The following is a 7,352-nucleotide window of genomic DNA, read 5'->3' as shown; positions in this document are numbered from 1 at the left end:
CTGCACGTCGGCGCCGACGGCCTGGGCGTGGTGGCGACGCGCCGCGGCCACCAGCTGTTCGACACGCGCCGGCTCGACCGCCGCGACCGCGCGCCGCCGCCGCTGGTGCTGGAAACGCTGGGCGTGCAGCGCGGCGAGCAGGGGCTTGCGCTGCCGGCCTCGGCCACCTTGCTGAGGCTGCAGCCCGGCGACCGCGACCTGCGCGTCGTGGCGCGCCTGGTGTCCTTCGTCGATGCGCCGGCGCACCGCTACCGCTTCCGACTGGAAGGTTACGACGCGGGCTGGGTGGACGTGGGCGCCAGCGGCGAGCGGGTGTTCCCGCGGCTGGCGGCGGGCAGTTACCGGTTGCAGGTGATGGGGGCGGTGTCCGACGGCGCCTGGTCGGAGCCACGCCAGCTCACGCTGCTGGTCGATCCGCCGTGGTGGGGCACGCGCACCGCGCTGGCGGCGCTGGGCGTGGCGGTGCTCGGGCTGCTGGCCTGGGCGGCGTTGTTCCACCGCGCCCGCCTGCGCCGGCGCGAGGCCTGGCAGCTGGCCCGCGCGCGCCAGCAGCTGGCCGAGCAGAGTTCCGAGGCCAAGACCCGTTTCCTCGCCACGCTCGGCCACGAAATCCGCACGCCCATGACCGGCGTGCTCGGCATGGCCGAACTGCTGCAGGGCGGCGAGCTGCAGCCGCGCCAGCGCGCACAGGTCGAAGCCATCCAGGTCGCGGGCCGGCACCTGCTGCGGCTGGTCAACGACGCACTCGACCTGGCGCGCATCGAAGCGGGCAAGCTCACCCTGGAAGACGCCCCGTTCGCGCTGCGCCCGCTGCTGTCGGAGCTGGTGGGCCTGCTGCGCCCGCTGGCCGAAGCCAAGGGCCTGGCCTTCAGCCTGCGCTGCGATGCCGCCGTGCCGGCGCACCTGCGCGGCGACGCCACGCGCGTGCGCCAGATCCTGCTCAACCTGGCCTCGAACGCCATCAAGTTCTGCGAGCGCGGCGAACTGGCCATCCACGTCGGCCCGCGCCAGCCGCTGGGCATCGTCATGGTCGTGCGCGACACCGGGCCCGGGCTCGGCGCCGAGCAGCAGGCGCGGCTGTTCCGGCGCTTCGAACCCGGGCAGCCGGCTTCGGCCGACGGGCGTTACGGCGGCAGCGGCCTCGGCCTGGCCATCAGCCAGGAGCTGGCGGCGGCCATGGGCGGTTCCATCAGCGTGCGCAGCGAACCCGGCCGCGGCGCCAGCTTCCGCGTCGAACTGCCGCTGCCCGCCGCGGATCCGCAGCCCCTGGCCGACGCCGTGCCCGCACCGGAACCCCGCGCGGGTCGCAAGCTGCTGCTGGTCGAAGACGATCCGGTGGTGGCCGCCGTGGTCAGCGGCCTGCTGGAGCGTGGGGGCCACCGCGTGGTGCACGCCGCGCACGGCCTGGCGGCGCTGTCGGAACTGCAGGCCGGCGATTTCGACCTGGCCCTGCTCGACCTCGACCTGCCGGGCCTCGACGGCTTCGAACTGGCGCGGCTGCTGCGCGCGCAGGGTCGGCAGCTGCCGCTGCTGGCCATCACCGCGCGTGCCGACGCCGGCGCCGAGCCCCAAGCCCGCGCCGCCGGCATGGACGGTTTCCTGCGCAAGCCGGTGACCGGCGCGATGCTGGCCGAAGCGCTGGCCGCGCTGGAGGCAGGGCTGGAACCGGCGCGCGAGGCCGGCCCGTGAGGAAGATCAGCCCTGGCGGCTGTGCGCGTGCACCGCGTCCACCAGCACCCGCACGTGCTCCGGGTCCATGTCCGGCGACATGCCGTGGCCCAGGTTGAACACGTGGCCGAAACGCGAGCCGCCGTTGGCCGCCGCGTAATCGTCGAGCGCGCGCGCGGCTTCGGCGCGGATGGCCTCCGGCGACGCGTACAACGTGGTGGGGTCGAGGTTGCCCTGCAGCGCCACGCGGCCGCCGGTGCGGCGCCGGGCTTCGCCCAGGCCCACGGTCCAGTCCACGCCCACGCCCTCGGCGCCGCTGGCGGCGAGTTCTTCCAGGTAGGGCGCGTTGCCCTTGCCGAACAGGATCAGCGGGGTGCGGTCGGCGCCGTCGCCACGCGGCAGTTCGGCGGCGATGCGCTGCAGGTAGCGCAGCGAGAATTCGCGGTACAGGTGCGGCGCCATCACGCCGCCCCAGGTGTCGAACACCTGCAGCGCCTGCGCGCCGGCGGCGCGCTGCGCGGCCAGGTAGGCGATGACGGCATCGGTGGTCACCTCGAGCAGGCGGTGCAGCGCGGCCGGCTCGTTGAGCGCCATGGCCTTGATGCGGGCGAAGTTGTCGCTGCCGCCGCCTTCCACCATGTAGCAGGCCAGGGTCCAGGGGCTGCCGGAGAAGCCGATCAGCGGCACTGCGCCGTCGAGCTCGCGGCGGATCAGCGACACCGCGTCCATCACGTAGCGCAGCGAGCTGCCCATGTCGGGCACCGCCAGCTTCGCGATGTCGGCCGGCGTGCGCACCGGGCGCTCGAACTTCGGACCCTCGCCCTCGGCGAAGTACAGGCCCAGGCCCATCGCGTCGGGCACGGTGAGGATGTCGGAGAACAGGATGGCGGCGTCGAGCTCGTAGCGGCGCAGCGGCTGCAGCGTGACTTCGCAGGCCAGTTCCGGGTTCGTGGCCAGGCCCATGAAGCTGCCGGCCTGCTTGCGGGTGGCGCGGTATTCCGGCAGGTAGCGCCCGGCCTGGCGCATCAGCCACACCGGCGTGCAGTCCACGGGTTCGCGCCGCAGGGCACGCAGGAAGCGGTCGTTCTTCAGGGTCACGGTCTGGGTTCCATCAACGCGGCGCATCGGCGCCTTGGGCGAACATCACCTGGAAGCCCTTGCGGACCTGGGCGTCGCGGGCTTTTTCGAAGGCCGACAGCGCGGCGTCGCGCTCGAGGTACTGCTCGCGCTTGAGCTGCGCCTTGCCGCCGATCTGGCCGGTTTCGCGCAGCAGCGTCCAGCCGCCCAGCAGATCCTGCTGCAGGATCAGCTGGACATACTTGGGCGCCTCGCCGGCGGTGGGTTTTTGCTGTAGCAACAGGCGCATAAGACCGCCATTGTAGCCCGAGGCGCCCTTGCAGGAGCGGCTTCAGCCGCGACCAAACCCTCAATCGGCCAGCACGGCCAGGATGGCGGCGGGGTCGATGCCGTCCACGACCTCGGCCTGGCCCAGGCCGCGCCACAGCACCAGCCGCAGTTCGCCCGACAGCGCCTTCTTGTCCAGGCGCATGCGCGCCAGCAGGGCCTCGGGCGACAGGCCCGGCGGCAGCGCCGTGGGCAGGCCCAGGCGTTCGAGCAGGGCCGCCAGCCGGGCCGCGTCCACCCACGGCGCCCGGCCCAGGTCGGCCGACAGCCGCGCCGCCAGCACCATGCCCACCGCCACGGCCTCGCCGTGCAGCAGGCCGCCGTAACCCTGTTCGGTTTCGATGGCGTGGCCGAAGGTGTGGCCCAGGTTGAGCAGCATGCGTTCGCCCTGCTCGGTCTCGTCGCGGGCGACGATGCCGGCCTTGCGCGCGCAGCTGGTGGCGATGGCTTCGGCCAGCGCCCCGGCGTCGCGGGCCACCAGCGCGTCGGCATGGGCTTCGAGCCAGGCGAAGAAGTCGGCGTCGCCCAGCGCGCCGTACTTGACCACCTCGGCCAGGCCGGCGCGCAGTTCGCGCTCGGGCAGGGTGTCGAGCGTGGCGGTGTCGGCCAGCACGGCCGCGGGCTGGTGGAAGGCGCCGACCAGGTTCTTGCCCTGGGGCAGGTCCACCGCGGTCTTGCCGCCGACCGAACTGTCCACCATGGCCAGCAGGGTGGTGGGCAGCTGCACGAAGCGCACGCCGCGCATCCAGCAGGCCGCCGCGAAACCGGCCAGGTCGCCCACCACGCCGCCCCCCAGGGCCAGCACGGTGGCGTCACGGCTGGCGCCCATGGCGGCCAGCGCCGCCATCACCTCGCCGAAGCGCGCCAGAGTTTTCTCCTGCTCGCCGGGCGGAAGGACGAGCGCCTTCACGTTCTTTTCCGACAGCGCGGCCTGCACCGTGGCGAGATAGTGCGGTGCCACGTGGGCGTCGGTCACCACCAGCGCATGCTGGCCGGGCACCAGCGCGCGCAAGGCGGCGGCGTCGCCCAGCAGGCCGCGGCCGATGCGGATGGGGTAGCCGCGCGCGCCCAGTTCGACGCGCAGTTCGTGCACCGCGCTCATGCCGCCTCCGTGCGCTGCCAGCGGGTTTCCAGCAGCGCCTGCAGGCGGTCGGCGGCGGTGGCCACGGCCAGGCCGTCGGCATCGAAGGCCAGGTCGGCCAGCGCGGCGTACACCGGCCCGCGCTGCTGGGCCAGGGCTTCCAGCCGGGCCTGCTTGTCCGGCCCGGCCAGCAGCGGGCGGCTGCGGTCGCGGGCCAGGCGTTCCAGCTGCTGCGGCACGCTCACCTGCAGGTACACGATGAAACCGCGTTCGCGCAGGCGCCGGCGGTTTTCCTCGGCCAGCACCGCGCCGCCGCCGGTGGCCACCAGCTGGCCCTGGCCCTGCATCACTTCCGCGATCAGCGCGGTTTCGCGCGCGCGGAAGCCAGCCTCGCCCTCGCATTCGAAGATCACCGGCACCGAGGTGCCCGTGCGTTCTTCCAGCCGGTGGTCGCAGTCCACGAAGTCCAGCCCCAGCCGCGCCGCCAGCTTGCGGCCGATGGACGTCTTGCCGGCGCCCATGGGGCCGATGAGCACGAGGTTGGGGGCGGGGTTCATGGGTCACGATGCTAGCATCGGCCGCCTTGGACGCCGCGTGCAGGCGTCGCCTGCAGGGAGCCGGCATGGACGGGAAAACGCAGCGCGGGCCGGTGCTCGTGGCCGGCGCCGGCGACGTGGGCCAGCGGCTGGCGCGGCGCCTGGCGCACGAGGGCCGCGAGGTGCTGACCCTGCGCCGTCGTGAAACCGCGCCGTCGCCCGGCATCCGCGCCCTGCGTGCCGACCTGGCCACCGGCGAAGGCCTGGAACGTCTGCCGCGCGCGCTGGGCGCGCTGGTGTTCTGCGCCGCGCCCGACCGCCGCGACGAAGCCGCCTACCGCGCGCTCTACCTCGACGGCCTGCGCCGCCTGCTCGACGCCACCGACGCCGCGCGCGTGGTCTTCGTCTCCTCCACCGCCGTCTACGCCGAGGACGCCGGCGAGTGGGTGGACGAAACCACGCCGCCGCGACCGCCGGCCTTCAATGGCCAGGTGCTGCTGGAAACCGAAACCGCGCTGGCCGCGCACCCCGGCGGCATCACGCTGCGCCTGTCCGGCCTGTACGGCCCCGGCCGCGAATCGCTGCTGCGCCGGGCCCGCGCCGGCGAGCCGGGCGGCCAGCGCTGGGGCAACCGCATCCACGTGGAGGATGCGGCGGCGGCGCTGGCCCACCTGCTTCGGCTCCAAGCGCCGCAATCCCTCTACCTGGGCAACGACGACCTGCCGGCCCGCGACGCCGACGTGCTGGCCTGGGTGCGCGCGTCGGAAGGCCTGCCGGTCGTGGCCCCGCTGCCCGGCCCCGACACCGGCCGCCGCGTCCGCAACGCCCGCCTGCGCGCCAGCGGCTGGGCGCCGGCCTTTCCCGACTTCCGGGCGGGCTACGGCCCGCTGCTGGCCCCGGGCGTATAGTCGGCGGGGCCCCGACCCGGGGGCTGAATTGGATAGGAGCGAACCATGGCTACCGTCACCAAGGTGATCGAAGTTTCCTCGTCCTCCAAGAAAGGCATCGAGGACGCCGTGCAGGGCGGACTCAAGAAGGTCGCCAAGACCGTCAAGGGCATCAAGGGCGCGTGGGTGAACGACATCAAGGTCATCACCAACGAAGACGGCTCGGTCGCCGAGTGGCGCGTGAACATGCGGGTGAGCTTCGTCGTCACCTGAACCCGGGGCCCCGGGCGCGGGACGGGGTGCGGGGCAGGGGCCTTTGGCGCGAGAATGGCGCCAACCGAAGGAGCCCCCGATGACCGACACGCCGACCCCGCCGACCGACCCGCTGCTGGCCGAGGCGCTCGATACCTTCACCGCGCTGCTGGCCGAGGCCACCGCCGCCGGCGACCCGGAGCCCACCGCCATGACCGTGGCCACCGCCGACGCCGAGGGCCGGCCCTCGGCGCGCACGGTGCTGCTCAAGGCCTTCGACGCCCGCGGCTTCGTCTTCTACACCAACTACGACAGCCGCAAGGGCCGCCAGCTCACCGCCAATCCGCACGCCGCGCTGCTGCTGCTGTGGAAGACGCTGCGCGAGCAGGTGCAGGTGAAGGTGGAGGGCACGGTGGAGCCGGTGTCGCTGGCCGAGGCCGACGCTTATTTCGCCAGCCGGCCGCGGCCGAGCCAGATCGGCGCCTGGGCCTCGCTGCAGTCGCAGACCATGCCGTCGCGCGAGACCTTCGAGCAGCGCTTCAGCGCGGTGGAGAAGAAGTTCGAGGGCATGGACGTGCCGCGCCCGCCGCACTGGTCGGGCTTCCGCGTGGTGCCCGAGCGCATCGAGTTCTGGTACGGCGCCAAGTACCGCCTGCACGAACGCCACCACTACGAGCGCGTCGACGGCGCCTGGACCAAGCGGCTGCTCTACCCGTGAGCCACGGCCCGCGCCGCATCGTCTGCCTCACCGAGGAGCCCACCGAAGTCCTGTACGCCCTGGGCGAACAGGACCGCATCGTCGGCATCAGCGGCTTCACGGTGCGGCCGCCGCGGGCGCGCAAGGAAAAGCCCAAGGTCAGCGCCTTCACCTCGGCGAAGATCGACGAGATATTGAAGCTCGAGCCCGATTTCGTCGTCGGTTTTTCCGACATCCAGGCCGACATCGCCGCCGAACTGGTGCGCCGCGGCGTGGAGGTGTGGATCAGCAACCACCGCAGCGTCGCCGGCATCCTCGACTACGTGCGCCGGCTGGGCGCGCTGGTGGGCGCGGCCGCCGCGGCAAACGAGTATGCCGATGGCCTGGAACGCGGCCTCGACGCCATCGCCGCGCAAGCCGCCACGCTGCCGCGCCGGCCGAAGGTGTACTTCGAGGAATGGGACGAGCCGCGCATCAGCGGCATCCGGTGGGTGGCCGAGCTGGTGCGGATTGCCGGCGGCGACGACATCTTCCCCGAGCTGGCGGCGCAGTCGCTGGCGAAACACCGCATCCTCGCCAACGACGACCAGGTCGTCGCGCGCGCGCCGGACATCGTGTTCGGCTCCTGGTGCGGCAAGAAGTTCCAGCCCGGCAAGGTCGCCGCGCGCCCGGGCTGGGAAAACGTGCCGGCCGTGCGCGACGGCGAGCTGCACGAGGTGAAGTCGCCCATCATCCTGCAGCCCGGCCCCGCCGCGCTCACCGAGGGCGTGCAGGCCATGGCCGCCCACATCCGCGCCTGGGCCCTGGCGCGAAGCTGAACGCGGCGA

The 7,352-nt window shown here is 73.3% G+C and carries 9 protein-coding genes; 5 read left to right on the top strand and 4 right to left on the bottom strand.

The genetic code is table 11. The annotated features are described in order from the left end of the window. On the top strand, positions 1–1,689 hold a 1,689-nt coding region (locus N790_RS08560; protein ID WP_043803243.1), incomplete at its 5' end, for an ATP-binding protein. Between the two features lie 6 nt (positions 1,690–1,695). Here the strand turns inward: N790_RS08560 and hemE are convergent. Genes hemE through N790_RS08540 form a run of 4 tightly spaced genes read right to left on the bottom strand, consistent with a single transcriptional unit; the run spans position 1,696 to position 4,710 of the window. Continuing rightward, the gene (gene hemE, locus N790_RS08555; protein WP_043803240.1) at positions 1,696–2,793 is read right to left on the bottom strand and encodes a uroporphyrinogen decarboxylase; all 1,098 of its coding nucleotides are present in this window, start codon (positions 2,791–2,793) and stop codon (positions 1,696–1,698) included. After that, complete coding sequence (locus tag N790_RS08550; protein ID WP_043803236.1) at positions 2,780–3,034, bottom strand: WGR domain-containing protein; 255 nt, start codon at positions 3,032–3,034, stop codon at positions 2,780–2,782. The genes hemE and N790_RS08550 overlap by 14 nt, the downstream gene beginning before the upstream one ends. A gap of 60 nt (positions 3,035–3,094) precedes the next feature. Continuing rightward, the gene (gene aroB / locus N790_RS08545; protein WP_043803233.1) at positions 3,095–4,174 is read right to left on the bottom strand and encodes a 3-dehydroquinate synthase; all 1,080 of its coding nucleotides are present in this window, start codon (positions 4,172–4,174) and stop codon (positions 3,095–3,097) included. After that, positions 4,171–4,710 carry a shikimate kinase gene (locus N790_RS08540; RefSeq protein ID WP_043803232.1) on the bottom strand — a complete coding sequence of 180 codons (540 nt, stop codon included), beginning with the start codon at positions 4,708–4,710 and terminating at the stop codon, positions 4,171–4,173. Before N790_RS08540 ends, aroB begins: the two co-directional genes overlap by 4 nt. A 65-nt stretch (positions 4,711–4,775) precedes the next feature. On the opposite strand from N790_RS08540, the gene N790_RS08535 reads away from it, so the two are divergent. The 4 genes from N790_RS08535 (at position 4,776) to N790_RS08520 (ending at position 7,343) form a co-directional block, all read left to right on the top strand. Beyond that, the gene (locus N790_RS08535) at positions 4,776–5,597 is read left to right on the top strand and encodes an NAD-dependent epimerase/dehydratase family protein (protein ID WP_043803229.1); all 822 of its coding nucleotides are present in this window, start codon (positions 4,776–4,778) and stop codon (positions 5,595–5,597) included. A 45-nt stretch (positions 5,598–5,642) separates the two neighbouring features. Further along, positions 5,643–5,849 (top strand): dodecin family protein, encoded by a 207-nt coding sequence (locus N790_RS08530; protein WP_043803228.1) that lies wholly within the window; start codon positions 5,643–5,645, stop codon positions 5,847–5,849. 79 nt (positions 5,850–5,928) lie between these two features. Then, a complete protein-coding gene (gene pdxH, locus N790_RS08525) occupies positions 5,929–6,546 on the top strand; it encodes a pyridoxamine 5'-phosphate oxidase (RefSeq protein ID WP_043803226.1) in 618 nt (205 codons plus the stop codon). Then, the gene (locus tag N790_RS08520) at positions 6,543–7,343 is read left to right on the top strand and encodes an ABC transporter substrate-binding protein (protein ID WP_084062787.1); all 801 of its coding nucleotides are present in this window, start codon (positions 6,543–6,545) and stop codon (positions 7,341–7,343) included. The genes pdxH and N790_RS08520 overlap by 4 nt, the downstream gene beginning before the upstream one ends. The last annotated feature ends 9 nt before the right edge of the window (positions 7,344–7,352 follow it).

The organism is Arenimonas malthae CC-JY-1, from assembly GCF_000747075.1.
In the GTDB taxonomy this organism is placed as follows: domain Bacteria; phylum Pseudomonadota; class Gammaproteobacteria; order Xanthomonadales; family Xanthomonadaceae; genus Arenimonas; species Arenimonas malthae.
This window is presented reverse-complemented; position numbering and strand designations above follow the sequence as displayed.

Bases quoted from the DNA above. Each gene is read 5' to 3' on its own strand.
- N790_RS08530 (WP_043803228.1), top strand. From the start codon at position 5,643: ATGGCTACCGTCACCAAGGTGATCGAAGTTTCCTCGTCCTCCAAGAAA.
- aroB (WP_043803233.1), bottom strand. From the start codon at position 4,174: ATGAGCGCGGTGCACGAACTGCGCGTCGAACTGGGCGCGCGCGGCTAC.
- N790_RS08550 (WP_043803236.1), bottom strand. From the start codon at position 3,034: ATGCGCCTGTTGCTACAGCAAAAACCCACCGCCGGCGAGGCGCCCAAG.
- pdxH (WP_043803226.1), top strand. From the start codon at position 5,929: ATGACCGACACGCCGACCCCGCCGACCGACCCGCTGCTGGCCGAGGCG.
- N790_RS08540 (WP_043803232.1), bottom strand. From the start codon at position 4,710: ATGAACCCCGCCCCCAACCTCGTGCTCATCGGCCCCATGGGCGCCGGC.
- hemE (WP_043803240.1), bottom strand. From the start codon at position 2,793: ATGCGCCGCGTTGATGGAACCCAGACCGTGACCCTGAAGAACGACCGC.
- N790_RS08535 (WP_043803229.1), top strand. From the start codon at position 4,776: ATGGACGGGAAAACGCAGCGCGGGCCGGTGCTCGTGGCCGGCGCCGGC.